Source organism: Sulfolobales archaeon, from assembly GCA_038897115.1.
GTDB lineage: Archaea > Thermoproteota > Thermoprotei_A > Sulfolobales > AG1 > AG1.
In genome coordinates this window covers 1-22,325 of the sequence record JAWAXC010000015.1, presented here as the reverse complement: position 1 = coordinate 22,325, position 22,325 = coordinate 1, and the positions used below count along the sequence as shown (strand labels likewise).

Below are 22,325 nucleotides of genomic sequence, written 5' to 3'. Positions count from 1 at the left end.
AAGAGGGTAGAGGTAATAGCCATATTCGTAGGGCCGGTTAAAATGAGGAATATTAGGATACCAATCGATGAGATATTGAGAGAGCACCTGGAGAGCCTAGGGTTCCAACATATAGAGACATTAATAGACAGAATAGTATCTAGAAGACTATTCAACTCCAGGATAAACCCAGCGACAGGGCTAGAGGATGAGAGGACACCAACAGAGCATCTACTCATAATGAGAAACAAAAGCTAGGAATGCTCAGATACCACTTTTTTGAATAATATTTTTATACTATGTTGGGTTCGGGCTTCTACAAGGGTGCTGGGAGTGTGAAGGGGATGATGCTTAGATCTTTCGGTATAGATGCTGTAGAGGTAAGTGATAGGGATAGGGCGTATAAGATATTAGTTGATTCCCTAGCATATATAGTCAATGCCACAGGTATTAGGCTTAGTGCTGAAGGTATGAGAGAGCTCCTTAGCAGGATCGGGATAGAGGTGGATGAAAACGCCATAGGGAGCATTATCCGCGATATTGGGAAGGAGATGGGTAGGGTTTCCTATGGGGATATAGAGGTATATAGGTATGAGGTTCCGCGTCTTCTATCTTTGGATGTGAGGAAAAGGCTTGCAGCATATTATACAGGGCCTCTGGGCGCGAGGATCATGGGTCTTCTGGTTAGAAGGTTTGTTGAGAAGACGGGGAGAAACGATATAGTTGTTGCAGATCCTTTCATGGGTACGGCTATCACTCTAACCGAGGCGATCAAGAGCCTAGGTGTTCATAGGGTTAGACGTGTATGGGGTGTGGAGAAACAGCCTCTAGCCTGTATCGTGGCATACGCCTCTCTACTGGGGGTTATCGGTATAGATGATGCTATAGATGTGAAATGCGGGGACTCCTTCAAAATTATCTGGGGCAAAACAGCCTCCTTAGACAGATCTCTCAGAGGAGGCAACATCTATAGAGCTGATGCGGTATTAACCAATCCCCCTTTCACCAGGTGGGAGGCGTTGGAAGAGAGCTACAGAGGGTTTCTCATGGAGATAGCGGCTTTAGCTGGGTACTCGAGGTTTATAAGTAGGAGGCAGATCAATCTCCAGGCCCTATCCCTCTTCCTAATAGACTCAGTGCTTAGCGAGGGAGGATTACTAGCAACTATCCTGCCAGCCTCGACCTTCTATACAATCTATGGCCAAGGTGTGAAGAGCCTGCTACGCGAGAGATACCGTGTAGCTGCTATGATACAGAGGGCAGAGCCTGCATTCTCGATAGACTGTGGGTTCAAAGAAGTAATCCTCATAGCTATGAAGCGATATGAACATAGCGGTGGAACTGCATTTATAACGATAGAGGATGAGGAGATCCTTAACATGTCAGCCCTTGTGGAGAATATACTAGGGGTAGACCCTGGCCATGGGGGGCACGGCTATAGAGTTAACCTCGTAGACCTATATAGACTACCTTATATCCTAGACATGAATTGGCTGCTTTTATTCGAGGAAAGTGAGGTAAAGCGGTTAGTAATAGATACAATACTTAGCGGTCTTAACCAAGGGGTTCTGGCCCTCTGGAAAGATGTGCTTGGCAGGCAAAGCATTGTACGTGGTGTTGAGATGTATGGCCCTGACTTCTTTATTCTACCGAATAGGTACTGGGCTGTGGGGAAGGCGTGGAGAGATAGGGTTATAGTGAGAAATATAAATAGAGGGGAGGAGCTTGAAATAGATATGGAGTACTTGATACCCTCTCTAAGAAAACCAGGATTATACCTGGATAAAATAGTTGTCCAACCGGATCACTACCTCGTATCGATCCCTCCTAAAGATCTTGAAGATCTTCCAAGGGATATACGTAGGTATATCGAGTGGGGTGTGGAGGCAGCTGCAGCCCTACCAGCTATTAGATCGTTTGGTAGATATTGGTATTCACATATCTATAGACAGATGCATTCGAAAAACCCCTTCGGACATCTATTCCTACCAGATAAAGTGGATGCAACCTTCAGAAATAGAGGGGTCTTCGCCATCGTAAGCCTAGATAGAACCACGGCTACAAAGAACTTCTATATAATGATTAATAACAGCCGATACGCACCCCTACTAGCCCTGTGGTTCAATAGCTCGCTATTCCTACTGCTATTCATCTACGGCAGTAGAAAAATAGGTGAGACTTGGACTAGGTTTTTAGAGAACGACTATCTAAACATGCCTATCCCAAATCCCAAGATAGCTAGGACTTATCTAGAGGAGGCATCAAAACTGATCAACTCGCTCAAAAACCTCACCTTCCCACCCTTGAAACACCAACTCTATAGAGACTACCGCCGCGAGATCGACGAGCTTATAGTGAAAATACTAGGGCTACACGATCCTAAAGGCTTTGTTGAAAGACTACATGATCTCTTGGCCGAAGCACTATAGAAGCACTTCCATCTTAAGGATAACAAACACACCGTGCAACTAGAAAGGGCTTAGCACTGAGAAACCCACTATGAAACCCGGTTTTATAATTAGTGGGATTATTAGTTGAAGGGGATAGGGGGTCATGGGTAGGAGGTTGATGAGACAGAGGATAAACGGTGCTAGGAGACTAAGGGAGCTAATGGGGAGTAGAGATATAATAGTAGCACCAGGCGCATATGACGCACTGAGTGCTAGGCTTGTTGAGGCTGCAGGCTTTGAAGTGGTATATATAACGGGTTTTGGCACAGCTGCATCGATGCTCGGCTATCCCGATGCTGGGTTGATCACTATGACAGAGATGGTTGACAATGTTAGAAGGATCGTGGATGCTGTTAACATACCCGTCATAGCTGATGCAGATACAGGCTATGGAAACCCGATCAACGTTATCAGGACTGTCCAGGCCTATGAAGATGCTGGTGCCGCTGGGATACATATAGAGGATCAGGTTTGGCCTAAAAAGTGTGGGCATATGGCTCGTAAGGAGCTAATCCCTGTTGAGGATATGGTTGAGAAGATCAGAGCTGCTGTAGATGCGAGGAGAAACAAGGATTTTCTAATCATAGCCAGGACAGATGCCATAGCTGTTGAGGGGATTGAGAGGGCATTTGAAAGGGCTTGGGAGTATTATAGGGCTGGGGCTGATGTACTATTTATCGAGGGGCCTGAGAATGTAGAGCAGATTGAGGCTATTGCAAGGGAGTTCAAAGGGGTACCCCTGCTCTTTAACTGGGCAGGCTTTGGTACAAAAACACCGCCAGTAGATCTGGAGACCCTTAGAAGACTAGGCTATAAAATTGTGATAATCCCTATAGCCCTACTCCTCGCAGCTACAAAGGCTATGAAAGAGGTTCTCAATATAATTAAAAGGGATGGTACACCGATAAATGCTAGGGAGCTAATGGCTGATTTCAAAGAGTTCACAGACTTCATAGGCTGGCCAGAGATCTATGAGTTGGAGGATAAATATAGATCCAGGGCTAAGAGCGGATAAACCCAGAGTATCCTAGTTGAAAACCAGCTATATTCAGAGGATAAACTGGTTTCTAGCTATATCTAAACTTGACTCCATGCCCCCCTCTCTCTGGGTTGAAGTCTATCGCTGGATAGCCTATGACCCAGCATGTGCCACATGATATGCATGCGACATGGTCGAATCTAACCTCGGCTCTAGCCACATCTCTCCATGTCTCTCTGATTGCCTCTGAGGCTAGGGATCCGTTACCCTTAGATCCTCTAGATCTTCTGAGCATCTCGAGGTTATATCTATAGAGATCTCTATAGGATGCGAAGATACCCTTGCCAGGTACTGAGATTGTGTAGCAGTTAACCGGGCATGCTGGTACCCACAGCTTATATGGATCTTTATTAGCCCTCTCATAGTCAACCCTTATATGGGAGTATACCTTATCCTCTTCATAGACTAGAATCCCCGTTCTCTCCTGGATCCTCTGTATAGCGTCCCTCTCAATAACGGTGTTATTAACCACCGTTGTCTCGCTCCTACCTAGGATCCTGAGGAGAAGCCTGTATCCAGGGCCGTAGAGGAGCTTGCTCTCGGATAGAAGGGAGTTTCTAGCAGATCTCCTTATATCCCTATATATAGGCTCTAGAAGATCTAGATATACTGCTAGGGTCTTCTCGCTGAAGTCATGGTGCTTCCTAGCATATATATATGTTTGGGCAGCCATAATACCAGTTGCTATAGCCCTCCTCATACCATCTATAAGCCCTCCTATCTTGACAAAAGCCCCTAGTGCGTCTCCCACTACTAGGAAGCCGCTTCTCAATGGCTTCTCAAGCATGGTCTTATAACCCTTTGGTATGTTGTGGGCTGAGTATTCAACTAGCTTAGCATCCTCGAGATATCTCGATACATATGGGTGTGAGATCATCTCCTCCAAGATATCCAGGGGCTTGCCAACCTTATCCACGTTCTTCTTCAGACTATCAATCATACTATCTATCGATACAACTATCCCAACGGAGATCGTATCTCTATTTGTATATATAAAGCCTCCTCCAATAGCCCCGTGTAGAAAATCACCCATAATAGCTATAGCCATCCCCTCACCGCTCTTGAGACCGAACCTCCTGTTTATCTCCTCCTCGCTCAGCTGGTAGACCTGCTTAACACCATGATACACCTGCCACGGCTGCAGAGGCTCTCTAAGCCCTGCCTTTATAACCAGCTTGCTTGTAACACCACTTGCATCTATGACTAGATCTGCGTATAGCTCCTCCTTATCCGTTCTAACCCCTACAACCCTGTCCCCCTCGAATACGAGATCCTCAACAGCCGTTGCTGTAACAACGATCCCCCCGACCTCCTCAACCTTCCTCGAGAACCATCTATCGAACTTAGCCCTTATAACTGTATAGTCATGCCCCGTCGAGATCCCCTTATGGACAAACCTATCTAGGAAGGATCCCTCGGCTATCTCTAGAACTCTATAGGATCTCGCGTTCGGAGAAACAGATCTATATCTATACTCCCCAGGATATGATGGGCTTGAGATCATTGCTAGCTTATATCTAACAACCCTTCTCTCCAGAGGCGCCTCGGACTCAAACTCGGGTATGAGATCTATTAACCCATATCCAGGTATGTAGGAGCCATAGAGAACGCCCCCGGTAACATTCCTCTGCCCAGGAACCTTCGCCTTCTCTAGGAGGACAACGTCATAGCCTCTCCTAGCTAGATAATATGCAGCTGCACACCCGCCAGGGCCTGCACCAACTACTATAACGTCGTGTTTATCAACCACCCTGGGCACCTCTACCCTCTATCCTTCTGAGAAGAGCCTCGTACAGCTTTGGAAGCGCCTTATATAGATCCTCTATTATTACATAGTGAGCTATCTCATGTATAGGAGCCCTAGGATCTATGTTGATCGATACTATATTCCCAGCCCTTAGAATACCTACTCTATGCTGTATAGCACCGCTGATCCCAGCAGCTATATAGACCTTAGGAGAAACGGTCTTGCCTGTCTGGCCTATCTGTATATCATGGGTTATAATCCCCCTCAGCTCCTTAACATCTGCATGTATAAGAGCCCTTGAAGCGCCCATAGCGGCTTTAACACCTAGCCTATTCCTAACAAGATCTATGATTTTTCTCGCAAGCTCCACAGCCTCTAGGGGGTTCTTGGGGTTACCCTCAGCATCCCTCAGAATCCCGAGGCCGAGGCTCACTATAAGCTTTGCCTCTAGGAGCTCTGCACCTCTATCCTCTATAGCCTCGTAGCCTAGGACCTTGATCTTCCTCTGGTAATTCGTTAGAGAAGGTTTATACCTATATACCTCACCCCTCCTACTAGGATCCCTTGGGAGGGGCTTGAAAGATCCGGGCCTTAGAGATGCTATCTGGGGCCTATGCCTAGGAGTATAGATCTTAGCTATCCTGGTTGCAAAGTCAGGCCTTATCTGGGCCAATATATTTGTGTACTTCTCCTTGAGAAGACCATGGTAGAAGTCCTCAACATCGAAGTCAATGTTATCAGTTGCAAGCCCCGTCACAAGTCTATATGCAAGCCTAGGGGCTAGATCCCTGCCTAGCTCGTCGGCCATGAATATGAGGGCCCAGGGCTTTCTCTCCCTAATAACCTCCTCGAGAGCCTGTGTATATGCGAATGGCTCGTAATCAGCTAGATATGGGTGCTCAACTGCAACAACATAGTCTGCCCCATGCTCTATAAGGGTTCTAGCGGTCTCATCGCTAACAACATCGCTCGCCACTAGAGCGCCTACCTTCATATTAACCTTAGACGCGATCTTCCTAGCCGCGGCAATCCCCTCCAAGCAGTAGCCAAGCATATTACCCTTTAGAATCTCGATGAATACCCAGACATCCCTATAGCTCTCAAGATCAGGTGTTGGTGGGAGCACATTCAGAACCTGCTGCGTCTGAGCCATACCCCTCTACCCCTTCAGAGCATTTATAATCTCCTCTGCAAGATCATCATAATCGAATACCTTCGCAAGCCCCTTGGAAATGAGATCCCTTTTAACCTCCTCTGGAAGGCTATCCAGGAGATCCCCCTTCTTATATGGGCCATAGGTTTTATCCCCATAGCTGATCTTATCTATATCCTTGGCAGCGATTAAAGAGGATCCCACGATCTTCCTCATATACGGCCTACTAATATCAACCCCGGGCCCAACAACTGTTGGAGACCCTGCGAGGCCTATAAATCTGGGGTCAGCCTTTATATCATCAGCATTGTAGATCTTTATATCCCTGTTTTTACCTCTATAGCTGTTTAGCAGAGACCATCTCCTACCAGATAGAGGTATCGGAGGTGCTGAGTATTCAACATGGATTGTAAGCACAGCTGGGATCTCGACCTCAACAACCTGGATCAGATTCACAAGCTTCCTCCTAGCAACAATCGAGTTCCTCTCACCTATATACTCAAAATCAAGTACAAACGAGACATGCGGGATGGGGAAGCCCAGCTCCTGTGAGAGGGCCTCAGCAACCTGTGGCCCCACATTACCTGTCTCCCCATCTGAGGTCTTCATACCAGCGAAGATCACGAACTCCCTATAGATTTTATTCGCCTCCTCCCACAGGATCTTCGACGCCTCCTCCCTCGAGATCTTACCCTCTGAGAGCATGTTTATAAGGGTCTCCCTTATAGAGGGCTTATCACTATAGATCTTGTTTGGCAGTAGATTCCTCCTATATAGATCTGCTGCGAGGGCCTCAACCCTTTCAATGGGTTCCCCGGCCTCCACAGCCTTTGCAAGGGTCTCGATAGCCTCTCTATGGATCGAGAGAATCTTCGAGATACCCTTTGAAAGGGTATAGGAGGTAGCCCATGTATCGGATCCAGCCATCCTCTTATCACTCAGAATATATGCTTCATCGATACCGGAGACCTCTGCCTCGAAGAGCTCATTCATAATAGGTATTATCTTTGGATGCGGGCCCATGGAGAGCGCGATCAACTTCCCACCAACCCTCCTCCTCATATAGTCAGCAGCCTCAATAGTCTTCCTATCATAGGGATTCAACACAATATCCATCTCCTCCCTCCTAAGAATACCGCCTATACTAACCACCCTAGTAGTATTAGCAGGCACCCCCTTCACCAGCGCGAACACCAGCACATACCATCCCCTTCTAAACTATATCACACAAGATAATATTATAACAGAGGTTTCATAGCATAAACAAATAAAAGGCAACACAGAAAAACACCTAGCTAAGGCTTAGGAAACATCGATGATAATTATAACACCCCTTAGGCTAGAATGAAAAAGCTAGCCTACTATAAACCCATCTAGCTATGAAAAATAATTTCTGCCTTAACAATAAATCTGGAGCCTTCTGGATACCTATGGATGTTATAGCATGTCTAAGGCATCTATGAGTTTAAAACTATTGGGAAGGGAGAAATGCTTATTCTCTATCTATGTCCCCGATATATAGGCTCTAGAAATACCTTCCTAAGCCTTAGCTTGAATATGTCTAGGCCTGTTACATCTTCCTGTAATATTAATAGTATCTGAGAGATCTATATCAGATAACCAGCTATATAGCCGGAATAAAGGGTTTCGAGATTGGCGAGTGGGTTTTATATAGCCTATATTTATATTTTTCTCCGAGGTAGGTTGCGCAGGCTCCCGAGGACTATGTCTACGCAGCATCCTGATAATGCTAGGGTTCCTGGGTGGGCTGGTGATGAGGTGATCGGGGGAGATGCTGAGGTTGAGGAGGCGTATAGGGCTTTCTCTGTGCTGTGGATTCACGAGGTTATGTGGGATGCTGAGGGTAAGGATGTGGATACCCATGTTGTTAGGAAGCTGCTCTCTAGATATCCTGATTATTTTAGGGAAAAGATTCTTGGTAGGGATGTCTTTATAACCTATAGAATCCCCAACCCTAGGGTTGAGGGTGCTGAGAGGAAGGTTTTCTCGGAGACTATGGAGAGTATAGCTGTATCTTGTGATGTTGCTGAGAGGTTCTATGGAGCCAGGGTGCCACCGATCTTCGAGGTGATCCTGCCTCTTACAACAAGTTATCAGGAGCTAATCTCTGTTTTGGGATACTATGAGAGGGTTATAGTTGGTAGGGGGGATCTCGAGCTTCTTGAGGGTGTTAGGGTGAAGGATCTTATTGGGGATACATGCCCCAGATCGATCGAGATGATTCCCTTGTGGAGGATATGGATAGCCTGCTCGGCATAGGCAGGATCGTTGCTGATTTTTGGAGGGTTATAAAGCCTCCGTATATGAGTGTTTTCATAGCTAGATCCGATCCTGCTATGAACTATGGGATGTTTAGTGCAGTCCTCCTAGCTAAATATGCTCTGAGCGAGCTCTCAAGGCTCTCTAGGGAGCTGGAAACACTTATCTATCCAATAATAGGCGCAGGATCCCTGCCCTTTAGAGGTCATATGAGCCCTGATAACTATGCATATGTGATCAAGGAGTATAGAGGGGTATATACCTACACAATACAGTCAGCCTTTAAATATGATTATCCAGAAGAGAAAGTGATCGAGGCTATCAAGGCTATAAACAACTCAAAGCCTGGAGAAGCCTATGAGCTAGATCATGGAGAGGCCAGAACCCTTGAAGAGATAGTTAGGAGATACACAGCTAGATACCAAGCGATAATAGAGGCCATGGCTGGAGCCATAAATACTGTAGCAACCTATATACCGAGGAGGAGGGCTAGGAAACTCCACATAGGGCTATTCGGATATGCTAGAGAAGCAGGCAAGGTGAGACTGCCAAGAGCAATTACATTCTGTGGAGCCATGTATACAATGGGGATCCCGCCAGAGCTCCTAGGCCTCTCAGCCCTCGAAGGGCTTAGAGAGGGTGAGTGGGATCTGGTGAATAGAATCTATAGAAACCTAAAAAGGGATTTAGAGGCAGCTGCAAAATACTATAACCCCGAGGCCCTCGAGCTTATCACCACAATCTTCGGGGTTGATAGAAGCATAGCAAGAGAGATCCAAAGTGATATAGAGTTCCTAGAAAAACAGCTAGGGATAAAGGCAGGGGGTAATAGCTATAGTGAGAGGAAGTATTCATACCTCTCAACACTCTTCCTATTAGCACATAGGGAGGGTAGGGTTGAAGAGGCGAAAACCCATGTTCTGGAGATGGCCCTAATAAGAAGATCTATAGGTTAGCATCCCCCTGAACAGCTGAATAATAAAGCGCTAATTACAATAGAAAGCCTCGATTCTTTAGAGCGAGGAGGAGTCAATAATACTTGATCAGCTGGATATTGTTGTTAAATTTCTATTCTAGACATGGTAGAAAGGATCCTAATAGAGGGTTTCTAATTATATTGCTCATCACATTTGAGATCAATTTTCTATATTAGGGATTTTAGACAATAGAAGCAGTGTTCTGGGAGATGCCTAGGCATAATGGGAGGATCGCGATCGTGACTGGAGGTGCTAAGGGTATAGGGGCTGCTATAGCATATAGGCTCGGCTCTGAGGGGGCTAGGGTCGCTATATTCGATATAGATGGTGAGGCAGGTCTCTACAGGCTTAGGGAGTTGAGAAGCTCTGGCATAGATGCCATCTTTGTGAGAGGTGATGTCTCTAAGGAGGATGATGTAGTTAGATGTGTTGATGAGGTTTTGAAGACATATGGTGGTGTTGATATCTTAGTCAACAATGCTGGGATCGGTTCTTCTGGAAGGCATCTCTTTGATCAAACCCTAGATGAGTGGGAAAGGGTTATAGCTGTGAATCTAACAGGGCCCTATCTATTCTCTAAACACGCCTCCAAAGTCATGGCTTCGAGAGGGGGTGGTGTTATAATAAATATCGCAAGCACGAGAGCTCTCCAGTCAGAACCTAATACAGAGCCTTATTCAGCATCTAAAGGAGGACTCCTAGCACTAACCCATGCTCTAGCTATGAGCCTCTCTAGATATAGAATAAGAGTTGTATCCATATCGCCTGGCTGGGTTGATACTAGCAGGTGGGCCTACCCCCCTAGAGAGCCTAGGCTATCGAGGCTTGATCATATGCAGCACCCTGCGGGAAGGGTAGGAACTCCAGAGGATGTCGCAGCCCTGGTATCTTTTCTAGCATCCGAAGAAGCAGGATGGATCACGGGGGTTAACATTGTGATCGATGGGGGCATGACTACAAAGATGATCTATCTGGATGAGGATATAATATCGAACTCTGCAGAAATCCTAACAGGAGTACAGGGGCTTGCCGATACCCTGAAGAAGATCCTCTCAGATCCTTCAAAAGCCGCTGAGACCCTCAGAATCCTGAGATCATCAGGGATTATCTAGCTTTAGCAAATAGCAATATTATTATATATAATTATAATAATATCCTAAGAATTTGCATTCAACTGTATAGATGTGCTACCATCATAGAACAATATCCCTAGTTAATAGTGTTAGCTTGAGATTTATTGAGCAGGCTAATGATTTATTCATATTTTTAAGCTTAATAGTCATTTATATCTTAAGGTATAATGATAGTGAAGCTAGTTCCAGCACGAATAGAAATGATAAGTGTAAAACAAGGTGTTGGCAAAACCACTTTGTCTCTATATTTAGGTAAGGAGATAGCAAAATTAGGAAATAAGGTTCTAATAGTTAACATGGATCCGCTCTCTCCTGTACTAGCCCCTAATGCTATCGAGAGAACCTCTCATGGAGAATTGTTCCACGACACTATTTACGGTTTCACTACACTATCATTAAAGACCGGCAATGGTGATCTTAGAATCATTAACATTGTGAATATGGATACAAATGAAGACACGGATCTTGAGGAGATAATATATAGATATGAAACAGAGAAAAAGATCTGGGAGTCATATATACACGCCCTAAAATCTGATCAATATGATTACTTTATTATCAATACACCTCCTACGAATTGCAAGCTAGCTAGAATAATTCCATATGAAGAGAGGGCATTTGAAACCGCACACACCGTTGCAAGGAAATTTAAGATCTATGTAAGTGATTTCAGCAATAGTACACTAAGGGCTACATTAGGAGAGGCCCTTAGAGATAAGGCCGAGATCTCTGCTACTACTATATTCATCATAAACAAGGTTTATAACTTTATTGATAACATTAACCTAGCTAGACAAGAGCTTGAATCCATAGTGAAGCTCTTAAACGGCTCTTATGGCATTATAATTCCAATATATCGAGAGCTATTGATACGCCAGAACCATCTTATTGGGTCTGATATAGAGATACACGAGCTTAAAAAGCTTGCAGAAATCATAGTTAAAGATAGTTACAGGGGTGAAGACTATATTATGCCTAAGGATCCTGCTGAAGCTATTGCCAGCCTTATTACTACCCGAAGATCGATTCTAGTGAAAATCCCAGCCAGAGGAATTGATCATAGAGCCCTGATATTGGGTATCATCAAGAGGCTCGCTGAGGAAAAGGGCTCTCTGGGAGTTAAAAAAGCGGGTGTTATTCTAACCAAGAAAGATATTTATGAAGCCTTTAACGATACGAAAGGATATCTTAAATACAACCTACTGCTACTGCTTCCAACATATAGAGAAGACAGATTTAATGCAAAAAGCATATATGATATCATAAGAGTTGGAAAGAAGCTAGCCACTGAGATAGCGGTGAAGTTGCCAGATTCAAACGTTATAGTTATATATAGAGGAAACGATCTTATACCTATGTCTAAATATAGCGATATAAGACTACAAGAGAACGAGTTCTGGGGAGCACTAATAGGCACTCTAAGGAATAGGTATGAGATTCGAATTATAGTTATATGTGAAAGCGATGCTTTTGACCATAGCAGATGCATAGGGGCAGAGGAATATGTTGATGCAATTATAGATGTGGACGAGTATCAGAACTATAGAGTTAGGGTTGCTAGTTGAGGATATCTAATCTAGTCATAGCTATATCCCCACTACTAATTGCAGTGATATTTACAATAATCACATATGCTAATATATACACTATAGTGATCGCATTTGGCTTATGGTTAGCCATGGTTGTAGGTCTCTATACATTTATAAACTTCTATATAGTATCACTTAGGGCTAGAAGCTATACTCTTCACTATCTAGGTAGACTACCTAGGCTTAGAGTTGCTTCGCTTGTTTTATCTTATAATGAAGAGCCTGAGATCGTTATGGGGACACTTTTATCCGTGAAGGATGCTACCAAGGGATTTGGTGATGTATATCTCTTGGACGACTCAACTAGAGAGGATATAAGAGAAAAGCTCGAGAAATTCTGCCGGGAAAACGGGATTATATATATCCATAGATCAAGTAGAAGAGGTTTTAAAGCCGGAGCGATAAATGATGCTCTGAGAATTATATCGGATAAATATGACATAGTAGCTATATTTGACGCCGATCAGAGGCCTCTTGAGGGGTTCTTCGAGTTGGTACTACCTTACTTCGAAGATCCTGAAGTAGCTATTGTTCAAATACCCCAGGGCTATACTGAAATAGTAAGTGGAGTAGCCCATGGTGCTAGATCTCAGCAGGAACCTTTCCTAAGAGTCATCATGAGAGGTCGAAATGGGGCATCTGCATTTTCCCTCGGATCTGGTTCGGTATTTAGAATATCGGCCCTTAAGGAAGTAGGTTTCTTCAGAGAGTATAGTATAACGGAGGATGTAGCAACCACAATACCAATTTTAGAGAGGGGATACAAGGTGATCTATGTAGATGCAAAGCTTATATGGTATGGTGAACCCCCGCAAGATTTGGGGGCATATGTTACCCAGCAGTCTAGATGGTCTTTTGGATATTTCCAAATAGCTCCAAGCCTGGTTAAAAGTGGTTTAAAGGCATCTGTGTTTTTTGATTTCTTTGCAGGATTCCTCTATTGGCTAAAAGAAGGGCCACTCACCCTTTTTGAGCTGATAGCCCCTATTACATTTCTGCTTTTGGGGTTGCCTATACTGCGTATGGATCCTATGCTGTATTTGCTAGCATATATTCCATATATGCTTGTCTCAGTAGCTCTTTTTATCATATCTGTAAGAGGGAGAGGTGAATATGGTTTAAAGGAATTCTACTATCATCAGGCAGTTGAGTATCTCGCATTCTACGCAATCACCCTCTCGTTTATCCGCTGGGTGCTGGGTAAGAAGATACCTTTTAAAGTCACCCCTAAAGGTAGTAGGAAATCAAGAAATGTAAAGCTATTAATACCCCATCTAATCGTTCTTCTACTCCTGCTTGTCTCAATTATAGTCGGGTTACTGAGGATTCAACACTCATATGATCTAGGATATATATACTCAGTAGCAATAAATATCTTCTGGGCAGCATATCACTTAATATTTTTAGCAGGAGGTATAGCTATATCAACTAGAGATATGTAAGTACTCTCACTCTTATCTTTGCAAACCTATCTATGTCGCTCTCTGAGTATTTTCTCTACCTCCTCAATATATCTATGGGTTTTTTCAAGCTCGAACTTCACATCCTCAACATCAACTATACCCTCGTAGAAAACTAATTCATGGAGATAGCGTTCTCTAGCTGCATACCTATCTCTAAAACCAAACTCCGCCAGACTAGGATCTTTTTCAATCTCTCTCAAAAGTCTCCTCCTTTCCCAGTGACTTGAGGGCACTTTACCAACAAGCTTTAGCAGGAGAGCATTAGTTGACTGAACAATAGAATTCCAGGCCTTTTCAGCAGCATCTCTAATTCTAATAACATCACCACTTCTCACACCTTCCTCAAACTCCTTCAGAGCTTCCTCAAGAAACCTCTTAGCATCCTCAAGATATACTCTAATTCTCTCCTCAACACTCAAAGCCACCACAACCACAAAAATTCCTATTCAACACATTATTAATACAATTTATTAATACATTACCATGGAATGTTCGACTCTTTCAAAACCCTTCCAAGCGATCACAAGCTATAATCTCTTTTAGATCAGCAGCTTCAAAACATTACTATCCTAAGTTAGGTATTATAAGGGTTTTATTTGATTTATTCCATAAATCTTACAATAATTATTATTAGAGACCCTGACCCATACCAAGGGCTAACCTAATCAAAGAAATAAAACTAGAGAAAAATAATTAAAAGTAATGTGTGAGGGGAATGCTGTAGGTGAAGCCATAACTTTTGCTATGAGGCTGGTGGAATGAATGGGTCTCTCCTTAACCTTTTCTAATGAGGATCTTAAGCTAGTGGTTTGAATCTATATTAGTGGGAGGTGTAGTCATAATGGGTGGGAAGTTGGAGTTTATATTAAGGGTTGATGGTAAAGATAGGATCCTTATTCCTAAGAAAATCAGATCAATACTTAATATAGGAAGTGTTGTTAGTGCCCGAGTTGAGGATAGGAAATTAATTATCGAGCCGCTTAGAGATCCCATAGATCTTCTTACATCATCAGTTATACGTAGGACGGTAGATGTTGAGAATGAGATTAAAGAGTTGAGAAAATAAGCATTAAAAGAGGCTGAGACAAGGGTCAGGGAGAGATGGCAGTAATTGAGATCGGTGTTATTCTAGCTCTAGCCTCTAGATAGAATCGATAAACATCATCGCGAAGCGGTTGAGATTATTAAAAGCGTTAGGCCTTTAAAAGTGTCGCCATATGCCCTTATAGAGCTTGATCTTCTAATAATGTCTGAAAGGCTAGAGGTTGAAATACCATCATTCTATGAGGCGTTTAGCAAGACACGGTATAGAGGTGGTCAAGCCAGATCCTAAACATTTAGCGAAGGAGGGGGAGCTGAGAGAAAAATATAGTTTAACGTACTTCAATAGTTTACGACTGAAAGCCTCGTTCCCTTAGGGTTTAGGGCGGGGTTCGCTAATTGTTTATCAGTGTTGTGGGTAAGTAGTTATGTGGCAATCGGGGTTGCTGGTGGATAGCGGGGTTTTGATGCTGGCTAGTAGGATTCTTGAGAGGTATCCCCTCTGTGATAGGTGTCTTGGGAGGTTCTTTGCTGGGCTTGGTATGGGTCTTTCGAATCTTGAGAGGGGGAGGTCTATAAAGGTTCTAATGGCTATGGAGCTTCATGCGGGGGCCTCTAGGGATCCTCAGGGTTTTAGGGATAGGATATATCTCTACTCTCTAAATGCTGGTGAGCCCTTTTCAAGCCTCTATAGACATATATATGGTCTAGATCCTCCGAAGCAGTCTCCATGCTATGTATGTGGCAGTAGGATAGAGTCTATTATAGATGAGTGGGTTAAAAGGGTCGGCGAGTCTCTGAGGGCTATGGGTTTCAGGAGATTCATACTCGGTGTCAGGCCTCCCGAGGGCTCTTTAGAGGCTGAGGAGGAGATAGCTAGGGAGTTCTCGCTACAACATTGGGAGTCGATTAAGAACGAGCTTAAAAGGGAGATTGGAAAGGGTGTTTTGAGAGCATATGGTTTTGAGCCTGACCTCAGCGATCCCGAGATAATGCTTATCCTAGACATACCCAGAGGATCTATAGAGGCTGTGATACCCTCCCTAACAATCAGCTCAAAGATCGTGAAGCTTGTGAGGGGCATCAGCTTTAAGAAGAGACCGGGGAAGAGATCCTTAGAGGATGTTTTAGAGAAAAACGCAGAAGATCTTGGGGAGGGCATCAGGATCTCGATACCTGTGAGAGACACATCAAGATATAGAATCCTGGGCGATGGATGCTACTCAATACTTGAAATCAAATCCCCAAAACCAGGTAGGAGAAACCTAGAAACAATATCCAGGATAATCAACAGAGAGCAGGGAATATACATTATATATATTATTGGAAAGGGGAGGAGAAGGGATATCGAGGACCTAGCAGACAGGGTTAAGAGGATAGCCTATAGAATATATATATACTCAGGCAGAGAGCTCAGAGATGAAGAGATAGAGAGGCTGAAGAGCCAGAGCCCCATAATAATAGAGCAGAGAACACCCAAAAGAATAGTGGAGAGGGGAGGGGCTGAGAGAAGATACATAGGAGATCTAAGGGTCGAAGCAATCCACAGGATCTCTGAAAGAACATTCGAGATCATAGCATCAGCACCAAGCAGAATATACATCGAAGAAGCCATAACAGGGGATGAGGGCAGAACATCTCCAAGCTTATCATCAATACTAAGTGCAGATCTAAAACCCCTAGAGATAGATGTGATCAGAATAGAGCTATAGCTTTACAGTTAGATGATGAGATGGCAATAGGCATGGCAGCAAAACCTCTAGATGATATGGAAGAGATGGGGGCTTCCAGCTATATCTCCGAGAGGTGATAGGGGTACACGCCCAAGACTGGGCGTAGGGCTAAACCAGGTGATAACATAGAATTATCTACTATAGAATTGAAAGGGGAGGAGGCCAGCTATCAAATACCGATGATGCTATACTATTTAGTTTGTTTGATTTCAGCATGTACACAATATATCTAGATGATATGATCTAGTAGCGGTAATATCTATGGATTATCATGAGCGAGGCTATAGTCGAGGCTATCGATTCTATAGATAATATAGTTATGGGTTCGAGAGGTGTTTCCTCAGAAACCATAGATCTTGCAATATCTGAAGCTAGACTTGCAGGGTTATATCTAATTGCGCTAGCAACTTCCCAGCCCAGTAGCTTTGCAAAAGCCTCGGGCGGGTAGTAGATTGTGCTTGTAAAGTTCATCAGTGTTATGAGTAGGCTTCCAGTTGTTAGATATAGTGCGAAGTTGTCTGTGAGATATACTGCCATAGTCATGATTGAGGATACCATTAGAGATACCAGTGCTAGGGGTATGAGGATCAGGGCTATCGTGGCTGGGCTAAGCATAGCCTCTGGCACGAAGATATATATGTATAGATAGTATAGCGGGAGTGGGATTGTAGAGGCTATTAGGGAGATCAGTATGGATGATGATATGAAGGATAGCGGTACATAGATCCTGGGGATTGGTAGCGAGCTAATATATATTAAAACCCTGTCCACCATCTTAGAAGCAGCTAGAGGCCTTATCGATACAGCCGAGTAGCTCACAGCGAAGGATATGATGAGCCCTGTTATTAGATAGAATAGATAGTCTCTGCCAATAATGTTTGAGAGGGATAGACTGAATATTGTAAAGTCACTCATGACAAGTATAAATATAATCGCTAGAAGCGGGACATCTCTAAACATGGCTATCATAATATTAATAGCTATTAGAGATGCTAGCGGGGATATATAGCCCTTCAAAATCTACCCCCCTCCGAGAATCTCCTCAGGATCAGGAGCTGGGTGGTTATTAGGGATATTGATAAGCTAACCAATATGGGGATAGATAGTGAGGGATCTAGCAGGAGCCTTGGATCAACCCCGAAGACCATGTGAAACATATTCGCAAAATAGGTTATAGGGTTAATCATAGCTAGAACCCTAAAGATCTCTGGAATAGCATCGATGGGATAGAGAGTTGTGCTCAGCCTGATGCCTAGATCAGCGATGATAACCGAAAGTATTGTGTATATCCATCTCCTCTTAATAGATATAACCATAGAGCCGATAACACCCCCTAGAGAGGCTGAAACAAATATAATGGCAAAGAATATGAGCGGAACCATAGCTACACCTGCAGGATCGTGGGAGGCTATGATCACAACCACATAGGGGAGAACCGTGAGAACAGCCCAGAGAGAAGATCCCAGGGAAATCCCTAGAAGCTTTTGAAAAGCCCCCAATGGGAGGGAGTAGGTATATAGATGCATCTGAACCCTAGTCATCACTATAAGGATCTCCTCAACAACCTCATATATAGCTGTGAATAGTGCTAGGAAAATCACGCCAGAATATAGATAGTATCTATAGCTGGGGAGAGGTATTAGAATAGATAGTAGAGATGCAAAGAGATAAATACGAAAAGCATTCATAAAAAGAGTGAGGATAAGAGATCTCCAGGAAAAGTTTGAAACAAAGATCAGTATTGCTAGACGCGCAACACGATCTAGCTCTAAAAAACCTTTCGAGATACTCTCAAACCTCCCTAGTAATATAGTCTCTTTAATGCTTCTGGACACCATATATCCCTGATGCCTTATCTATATATTTGAAGAGCCTTATTATCTATAGATAATGTAGATGATAATTCACATCATTAATCAGCTCATTAATTATTCATTAATATATAACCTTATTAAAAGTTATATATCCCTATGCGCATAGTATATGGACACTAGGTGGAGCGATATATAAGTCTCCGCCTGGGTGGGATCTGTGGAGGCGATTAGAACATATGATCTTGCTAAGTATTATGGTAGTGTTAGGGCCCTCGATGGAATAGATCTTGATATTAGGGAGGGTGAGATCTTCACAATCCTCGGGCCTAATGGTGCTGGTAAGACAACCTTCCTACTCCTCCTAGCAACAGTCCTCAAGCCTACAAGAGGCACAGCTGTTATCAAGGGCCTCGATATAAGGAGGGATGATAAGAGGGTTAGGGAGATTGTGGGTATAGCTTTTCAGAATCCACAGCTTTATTGGAGGCTCACGCCTTATGAGATCTTGAGGTTCCACGCCTCTATATATGGTATTAGGGGTTTGGAGAGAGATAGGAGATTGTCTCTGGTTATGAAGAGGCTTGGGATAGAGGGTTTCTCGAGGAGGATGTCAGCGCTTCTTTCTGGGGGAGAGGCTAAGAGGGTTGAGGTTGCGAAGGTATTGATCCAAAGGCCTGAGGTGGCTATTTTTGATGAGCCCACAGCCATGGTTGATCTGGAGGGTAGGCATATAATATGGGAGGAGATTAGGAGGCTTAGAGATGAGGGATCTACTGTTATTGTCGCCACTAACGAGGTCTATGAGGCTGAGGTTCTGAGCGATAGGGTTGCGATCATAGATCGTGGGAGGCTGATAGATGTTGGAACGCCGAGAGAGCTTAAGGATAAGATACCTGCGGGGGATCTCATAGAGATTAAGGTGCAGGGCAGACCTGATCCAAGGGTTGGAGATATGATCAAGGGATCATTCAACGTCACAGAGCTCGTGATAGGGGAATCGCATATAATACTTAGGATGCCAGAGAGCAGAAAAAAGCTAGCAGATCTCATAAAGATAGTTTCAGAATTAGGTGCAAAGATAGAGGCGATAAATATAAGAGAGCTAACCCTTGACGATGTATTTCTATACTATACAAAGAAAAGGATATTACAATAATGGAGAATATAGTAAGAATTTCTGATTCTTTTTATCAAGCGCTTACCCATTACATAGCCATATCTACTACATATATGCTAAGGGTTAGAAATAATCTTGGGATTATACATGTATCAAATCTCTCCATGGCTATCTATTGGTTTAAACAGGTTCGCAAAAGATACTTTTGATGTATATGTTTTTAAAGATTCTAAGAGAATGTCTTCAGGTGATTCTCGCGTGGATGTGAGAGATGCAACAAACTCTGAGGAGATGATAAGGTTATTGGAGAAGTCCCACTAACCCCTTTCCCGCTCTAGAGGGCGAGACTTTCAGTTGTTAAGCTCCTACTCGAATTCAAGCAATGAGGTTGAGAGCCGGTTGAATATTAAAAATTTCTGGGAAAGCATTTGAATGGTGTATGCTGTGGGCTCTGTGGTTGTCGACGTCGAGGTTCGCGGTCCTAGGGGTGGGGTTAGGCTGAGGTCTCTTGTTGACACAGGATTCTACGGGGATATCATCACCGCCCCGGAGAAGGTTGAGGGATTGGGTATAGAGTTTAAATATGAGAGGCCTAGAAAGCTTCCGAATGGCGAAGCTATTAGGGTTAGATATGGTGGCGGTGAGATCAGGGTGGGGGATTCAATAACCTACGGTGATATCGAAGTCTGGCCCGACCTCAAGATGCCTGCAGGTGTTGACGCTTTGCTAGGCGTGACAGCCCTCGAGAAGCTGGGATTCAGGGTAGACCCGAGGACGGGGAAGCTAGAGAAGATAGAGTTATACCTACTGTGAGTCTTGTAATTTGAACCTTTTTTGACAATCTTAACCCAGCATGCAGTCTCAATCTTAGTCTTTAGCTAGGCTCTCACTGCTATGCCCTAACATCTTGGCTAGTCTACGTGCTGCTTCCCAGCTCGAATAGGCTATCCTCAATATTCATTATATAAATACAACATCCCCATCTCCACTCATCTGACCTCCTCCCCGCCCTAAAAGGGCGAGACTTTCAGCTGTAAATAGATCAGTAATTCTAATATAGAATGGAAGGAAGGGTAGGTAAGCGTTTATGGCCTTGCAACTAACATATACTTGCGGGGTTGTGTGCATGGGTTTTGTTTATGTTGGAAATCAGCCAATGAGGCTCTCCATGTCCCCGAGGGGAGGTTAGCTCCCGTAGGCGGCATGGGGAGCCAGATAGGGGTTAGGAGAGCGAGCGGTGAAACCAACAGTATTATCCGCAATGAAAACCCGATCCCTTTAGGATTAGAGCTATTAAAATAGATTACAAGTGTCACGTGTGATAATGTTAATAGTGAAGCAGAAGCAATTAAACCGCCCCTAAGATACTGAGAAGCATAGACGCCAACTCTATAGAAAATCCATCGTTAATATTACTGATCTACTCATATATATAGAGGGAACACCTGATAGTAAATTATGTTTCAGATTTGCATTTATATCTGAGAGGTTATTTTTTAGTCTGGGTATTATACTATTTTCTGGGTGTTTTATATGAGCAGTATTGTCAGAGTTAGTAAGAAGAACACTATATATATACCAAAGGATATTGCGGAGAAGCTCGGAATTGTTGAGGGCTCATACCTGGAGCTAAGGGTAGAAGGAGACAAGCTTGTGGCCATCCCCATACCAAACCCTTTCTGGCTTGCACTAAAAGGAACTAAATTTGCTGAGACTACTTTAAAGGAGATAGAGAGGGTTAGTGAGGAGGAGCAGAGCAGATATGAAGGTGAAAATTCTTCTTGATACATCGTTTCTTCTACCAATAGTTGGAGTTAGAGTCAGAGAGGTTGAGGATTTGCTAGATAGACTTTGGGCTAAACATAGAAGGGGAGAGGTTGAGATTTATTACACAGAGCTAAATATTCTTGAGATAGCTTGGAAGTTAAGCAAGATTCACTACGATCCTATGGTGGTGAAGAAGGGTTTAATGAGTATTGAGAGGAATTTCGTTAAAGCACCTCTGAAGTATACCTCGCTTCTCAAAGCCATAGAGCTTAGGAGAAAGAATTTTAAGGATTTAATAGATCTGATGCTCTATGCGATAGCAGCTGAAAATAATTTGCAATTCCTAACTCTAGACGAGGAACTCATCAACTTCCTAGAGGGTGTAGGGGAGGACATAAATATCATAATAACAACACTCTAGCACACAGACACGGTCACTGCAAACCCATCTAAAGTATTTCATAGATCTGATCTTCTCCCAGCTCTATAGGAACACCAAGCGATTTTATAGTATTGGTTCCGCCTATCACAGGGGGGTTGGCTCTTTCCGTTTATAATTAACAAGCTCTCAGGTTTGATAGGAGATCACACCAACCCTCCCCCGGCATTTCAAGAAGTCTATCCATATAGGATGTAATGTGAATTTTTTCACTAATGACAGATCTTAGGCGGTATCCAGTAGTAGATGCATGATCAGGTGGTCACAGGTCATAGTATGGGGAGGAGAATGCTATAAAGTCTTTTCAAGGGACATGCCAAGAGAAGTGTTAAGAATGATAACTATAGCTGGGATTGTTTAGCTTCATAGCATGTTGCTGAGAGGACTTTAAAGACTCATATTTATTTATTTGGTGAATATCGGGCATGTTTTTGATGCGCTTTCCTCATCAACGAATTCAACCTCTATCCCATATTCCTCAGCAACCTCTCTCAGCCTTCTCAATAGATATCCATAGCTCCATATATGAACAATCTCGAAGTTTATCTTGGGGCCTTTATCAGTAAGAGATGATAAGAATGATCTCCAAGCCTCATCGTCTTTA

20 protein-coding genes and 1 pseudogene are annotated in these 22,325 nt (G+C 43.5%); 14 read left to right on the top strand and 7 right to left on the bottom strand.

Translation table 11 applies throughout. The features are described 5' to 3' along the window. Positions 1–42 precede the first annotated feature (42 nt). The 3 genes from QXE01_03405 (at position 43) to QXE01_03395 (ending at position 3,444) form a co-directional block, all read left to right on the top strand. On the top strand, positions 43–237 hold the full coding sequence (locus QXE01_03405) for a hypothetical protein (GenBank protein ID MEM4970280.1): 195 nt from the start codon (positions 43–45) through the stop codon (positions 235–237). Positions 238–323: 86 nt separating this feature from the next. Beyond that, on the top strand, positions 324–2,408 hold the full coding sequence (locus QXE01_03400) for an N-6 DNA methylase (GenBank protein ID MEM4970279.1): 2,085 nt from the start codon (positions 324–326) through the stop codon (positions 2,406–2,408). A 124-nt stretch (positions 2,409–2,532) separates the two neighbouring features. Further along, on the top strand, positions 2,533–3,444 hold the full coding sequence (locus tag QXE01_03395) for an oxaloacetate decarboxylase (GenBank protein MEM4970278.1): 912 nt from the start codon (positions 2,533–2,535) through the stop codon (positions 3,442–3,444). A gap of 52 nt (positions 3,445–3,496) precedes the next feature. On the opposite strand, the gene QXE01_03390 is transcribed toward QXE01_03395, so the two are convergent. From QXE01_03390 to QXE01_03380, 3 genes are read right to left on the bottom strand one after another with little or no spacing between them, the layout of a single operon-like run. Next, positions 3,497–5,227, bottom strand: coding sequence for an FAD-dependent oxidoreductase (locus QXE01_03390; protein ID MEM4970277.1), 1,731 nt, complete (start codon positions 5,225–5,227; stop codon positions 3,497–3,499). After that, complete coding sequence (locus QXE01_03385) at positions 5,211–6,368, bottom strand: electron transfer flavoprotein subunit alpha/FixB family protein (protein MEM4970276.1); 1,158 nt, start codon at positions 6,366–6,368, stop codon at positions 5,211–5,213. The genes QXE01_03390 and QXE01_03385 overlap by 17 nt, the downstream gene beginning before the upstream one ends. A 6-nt stretch (positions 6,369–6,374) precedes the next feature. Beyond that, positions 6,375–7,568, bottom strand: coding sequence for a hypothetical protein (locus QXE01_03380; GenBank protein ID MEM4970275.1), 1,194 nt, complete (start codon positions 7,566–7,568; stop codon positions 6,375–6,377). Between the two features lie 504 nt (positions 7,569–8,072). On the opposite strand from QXE01_03380, the pseudogene ppcA reads away from it, so the two are divergent. The 4 genes and pseudogenes from ppcA to QXE01_03360 all read left to right on the top strand — a co-directional run bounded on the left by ppcA (position 8,073) and on the right by QXE01_03360 (position 13,789). Then, a pseudogene (ppcA, locus tag QXE01_03375) lies at positions 8,073–9,604 on the top strand (phosphoenolpyruvate carboxylase). Positions 9,605–9,834: 230 nt separating this feature from the next. Further along, positions 9,835–10,737, top strand: coding sequence for an SDR family oxidoreductase (locus QXE01_03370; GenBank protein MEM4970274.1), 903 nt, complete (start codon positions 9,835–9,837; stop codon positions 10,735–10,737). A gap of 188 nt (positions 10,738–10,925) precedes the next feature. Next, positions 10,926–12,323, top strand: a complete 1,398-nt coding sequence (locus QXE01_03365; GenBank protein ID MEM4970273.1) for a ParA family protein — start codon at positions 10,926–10,928, stop codon at positions 12,321–12,323. After that, on the top strand, positions 12,320–13,789 hold the full coding sequence (locus QXE01_03360) for a glycosyltransferase family 2 protein (protein ID MEM4970272.1): 1,470 nt from the start codon (positions 12,320–12,322) through the stop codon (positions 13,787–13,789). The genes QXE01_03365 and QXE01_03360 overlap by 4 nt, the downstream gene beginning before the upstream one ends. Before the next feature lie 26 nt (positions 13,790–13,815). Here QXE01_03360 and QXE01_03355 read toward each other — a convergent pair whose 3' ends face one another. Next, positions 13,816–14,229, bottom strand: coding sequence for a PaREP1 family protein (locus QXE01_03355; GenBank protein MEM4970271.1), 414 nt, complete (start codon positions 14,227–14,229; stop codon positions 13,816–13,818). 422 nt (positions 14,230–14,651) lie between these two features. On the opposite strand from QXE01_03355, the gene QXE01_03350 reads away from it, so the two are divergent. Both QXE01_03350 and QXE01_03345 read left to right on the top strand, forming a co-directional pair. Next, entirely contained in the window at positions 14,652–14,876 is a 225-nt protein-coding gene (locus QXE01_03350; GenBank protein ID MEM4970270.1) for a hypothetical protein, read from the top strand. Between the two features lie 424 nt (positions 14,877–15,300). Then, the gene (locus QXE01_03345; GenBank protein MEM4970269.1) at positions 15,301–16,563 is read left to right on the top strand and encodes a tRNA pseudouridine(54/55) synthase Pus10; all 1,263 of its coding nucleotides are present in this window, start codon (positions 15,301–15,303) and stop codon (positions 16,561–16,563) included. A 264-nt stretch (positions 16,564–16,827) separates the two neighbouring features. Here the strand turns inward: QXE01_03345 and QXE01_03340 are convergent, their stop codons facing one another. Together QXE01_03340 and QXE01_03335 are read right to left on the bottom strand one after the other, a co-directional pair. After that, on the bottom strand, positions 16,828–17,601 hold the full coding sequence (locus QXE01_03340; GenBank protein MEM4970268.1) for a hypothetical protein: 774 nt from the start codon (positions 17,599–17,601) through the stop codon (positions 16,828–16,830). Further along, positions 17,598–18,422 (bottom strand): hypothetical protein, encoded by an 825-nt coding sequence (locus tag QXE01_03335; protein MEM4970267.1) that lies wholly within the window; start codon positions 18,420–18,422, stop codon positions 17,598–17,600. The genes QXE01_03340 and QXE01_03335 overlap by 4 nt, the downstream gene beginning before the upstream one ends. 193 nt (positions 18,423–18,615) lie before the next feature. Here QXE01_03335 and QXE01_03330 point away from each other — a divergent pair, with 193 nt between their 5' ends. The 5 genes from QXE01_03330 to QXE01_03310 all read left to right on the top strand — a co-directional run bounded on the left by QXE01_03330 (position 18,616) and on the right by QXE01_03310 (position 21,703). After that, positions 18,616–19,554, top strand: coding sequence for an ABC transporter ATP-binding protein (locus tag QXE01_03330; protein MEM4970266.1), 939 nt, complete (start codon positions 18,616–18,618; stop codon positions 19,552–19,554). A 108-nt stretch (positions 19,555–19,662) separates the two neighbouring features. Further along, on the top strand, positions 19,663–19,836 hold the full coding sequence (locus tag QXE01_03325; protein MEM4970265.1) for a hypothetical protein: 174 nt from the start codon (positions 19,663–19,665) through the stop codon (positions 19,834–19,836). Between the two features lie 111 nt (positions 19,837–19,947). After that, positions 19,948–20,328, top strand: a complete 381-nt coding sequence (locus tag QXE01_03320; GenBank protein ID MEM4970264.1) for a hypothetical protein — start codon at positions 19,948–19,950, stop codon at positions 20,326–20,328. A gap of 720 nt (positions 20,329–21,048) precedes the next feature. After that, on the top strand, positions 21,049–21,300 hold the full coding sequence (locus QXE01_03315; GenBank protein ID MEM4970263.1) for an AbrB/MazE/SpoVT family DNA-binding domain-containing protein: 252 nt from the start codon (positions 21,049–21,051) through the stop codon (positions 21,298–21,300). Continuing rightward, positions 21,257–21,703: a PIN domain-containing protein gene (locus QXE01_03310; GenBank protein ID MEM4970262.1), complete on the top strand. Its 447-nt coding sequence runs from the start codon at positions 21,257–21,259 to the stop codon at positions 21,701–21,703. Before QXE01_03315 ends, QXE01_03310 begins: the two co-directional genes overlap by 44 nt. A 423-nt stretch (positions 21,704–22,126) precedes the next feature. Here QXE01_03310 and QXE01_03305 read toward each other — a convergent pair. After that, positions 22,127–22,325: zinc ribbon domain-containing protein (locus tag QXE01_03305; protein MEM4970261.1), on the bottom strand; the 199-nt coding region annotated here is incomplete at its 5' end.

Bases quoted from the DNA above. Each gene is read 5' to 3' on its own strand.
- QXE01_03405 (MEM4970280.1), top strand. From the start codon at position 43: ATGAGGAATATTAGGATACCAATCGATGAGATATTGAGAGAGCACCTG.
- QXE01_03400 (MEM4970279.1), top strand. From the start codon at position 324: ATGATGCTTAGATCTTTCGGTATAGATGCTGTAGAGGTAAGTGATAGG.
- QXE01_03395 (MEM4970278.1), top strand. From the start codon at position 2,533: ATGGGTAGGAGGTTGATGAGACAGAGGATAAACGGTGCTAGGAGACTA.
- QXE01_03385 (MEM4970276.1), bottom strand. From the start codon at position 6,368: ATGGCTCAGACGCAGCAGGTTCTGAATGTGCTCCCACCAACACCTGAT.
- QXE01_03370 (MEM4970274.1), top strand. From the start codon at position 9,835: ATGCCTAGGCATAATGGGAGGATCGCGATCGTGACTGGAGGTGCTAAG.
- QXE01_03365 (MEM4970273.1), top strand. From the start codon at position 10,926: ATGATAGTGAAGCTAGTTCCAGCACGAATAGAAATGATAAGTGTAAAA.
- QXE01_03350 (MEM4970270.1), top strand. From the start codon at position 14,652: ATGGGTGGGAAGTTGGAGTTTATATTAAGGGTTGATGGTAAAGATAGG.
- QXE01_03335 (MEM4970267.1), bottom strand. From the start codon at position 18,422: ATGGTGTCCAGAAGCATTAAAGAGACTATATTACTAGGGAGGTTTGAG.
- QXE01_03325 (MEM4970265.1), top strand. From the start codon at position 19,663: ATGTATCAAATCTCTCCATGGCTATCTATTGGTTTAAACAGGTTCGCA.
- QXE01_03320 (MEM4970264.1), top strand. From the start codon at position 19,948: ATGGTGTATGCTGTGGGCTCTGTGGTTGTCGACGTCGAGGTTCGCGGT.
- QXE01_03315 (MEM4970263.1), top strand. From the start codon at position 21,049: ATGAGCAGTATTGTCAGAGTTAGTAAGAAGAACACTATATATATACCA.